The organism is Streptomyces sp. NPDC005799 (assembly GCF_040630525.1).
In the GTDB taxonomy this organism is placed as follows: Bacteria; Actinomycetota; Actinomycetes; order Streptomycetales; family Streptomycetaceae; genus Streptomyces; species Streptomyces griseorubiginosus_B.
On record NZ_JBEXXQ010000193.1, the window covers coordinates 1 to 1,845 of the forward strand.

The 1,845-nt window shown below is 69.0% G+C and carries 1 protein-coding gene; it reads left to right on the plus strand.

Translation table 11 applies throughout. The features are described 5' to 3' along the window. Positions 1-189 precede the first annotated feature (189 nt). A complete protein-coding gene (locus ABZ453_RS51155) occupies positions 190-1,809 on the plus strand; it encodes an IS1182 family transposase (RefSeq protein ID WP_359026933.1) in 1,620 nt (539 codons plus the stop codon). Positions 1,810-1,845 lie beyond the last annotated feature (36 nt).

The following is a 1,845-nucleotide window of genomic DNA, read 5'->3' on the forward strand; positions in this document are numbered from 1 at the left end:
GCTTGACTCTGTCGGGGATCTTGGAGTTTCCCGGTGCTCCGGGGTGATCGGTGGGCATGCTCGGGGTGTTTCCGAGAGCCCCTGCCGTTGTCGAGGTGTCCGTTGTCGCTCCGTCCTCGTTCCGGCGAGCAAGTCCCGCCTCTGACCGCGCAGATCGCGAGGTCGAGCAACCCGGGCGGTACGGCGGCGATGTGGGTGAGAGACCGCCTGGACGGGCTGTGGTGTGACGAGGACTTCGCGGACTGGTATCCGCGTGACGGGCGTCCGGGCCTCTCGCCTGCCCAGCTGGCTACCGTCTGCGTGCTGCAGTTCGTGCTCGGTCTGTCGGACCGGCAGGCCGCCGAGGCGGTGCGCTGCCGCATCGACTTCAAGTACGCCATGGCCATGGAGCTGGACGACCCCGGCTTCCACCACAGCGTGCTGGCTGACTTCCGCGACCGTCTCACTGAGGGCGACCGCGCCGACCGCCTCCTCGACCTCGCACTGGCCCGCCTCAAGGAGGCCGGCCTGGTACGCGAGCGCACCACACAACGCACCGACTCCACCCACGTCCTGGCCGCGGTCCGCGACTTGACCCGGCTGGAGATGGTCACCGAAGCAGTCCGCGCCGCGCTGGAGGAAGTCGCTGGCACCGCCCCGCACCTACTGGACGAGGTGGTCGACGAGGATTGGGGGCGCCGTTACGGCCGTCCGGTCAGCCTGGGGAAGAACCCCACCAAGCCCAAGACCAGGATCCTCGCCACCGGCAACGACGCCGTCCGGCTCCTGGAGTACCTCTACCAGAGCGAGGGAGGCCGCGCGTTCGGCCCCCGCGTCCAGGCCCTGCGCCAGATCCTGGTGCAGAACTATCACCGCGATGCCGCAGGCCGCTTGCGCTGGCGCGCCCCCGAGTCGGAAGACGGGCCCGGGCTGCCACCCTCGTCCCGGGCGATCGTCTCGCCCTACGACATCTCGGCTCGCTACGCCCGTCACGGGCACATCATCAGCTGGAAGGGGTTCTCCGCTCACCTGACGGAGACGTGTGCTCCCAATGGTCCCAACGTGATCACGGACGTGGCCACCACCGCCTCCACCACCCATGACAGCAAGGTCCTGCCCGGCATCCACACCCGCCTGCACCGCCGCGGCCTGCTGCCCGCCGAGCACCTGGTCGACAGCGGCTACACCTCCCTGCCCCACCTTGCACAAGCCGCACATGACCACCAGGTCACCGTCTCCGGGCCGCTCCGGGGCAACCCCACCCGGCAACACCGTCGAGGCGAGGGCTTCGCCCGCGACGACTTCCACATCGACTACGACCGCCAGCAGGTCACCTGCCCCCAGGGCCAGGTCAGCCAGGGCTGGCACGGCCCCTACCCGACCTCCTCACCCACTGCGGCCCCGCTGATCGTGGCACGGTTCACCAAGAGCCAGTGCCACCCCTGCCCGGCCCGCGCCCAATGCACCACCTCCCGCGAAAGCCACCGCACCGTCGGCTTTCCCCCGCGAGAACTCCGCGACCTGCAACTCCGCGTCCGCGCCGAGCAACAGACACCTGAGTGGAAGACCCGCTACGCGGTCCGCTCCGGAGTAGAGGGAACAGTCAACGAGTTCGCCCACGGCCATGGCATGCGCCGCTGCCGTTACCGAGGACAGAGCAAAGCCCACGTTCAGCACGTCCTGACGGCCATCGCCATCAACATCGAGCGTCTCAGCGGTCTCCCACCGACCGAGGAAGCACCCCCTCCCCGTCGGCCGACCGCCTTACAGAACTACCTCGACCAGCGCGAGATCCCCCGGCCGAAGTCCTGGCGGACCCTGGGTACCTGACCTCGGCAACTCCAAGATCCCCGACAGAGTCAAGCT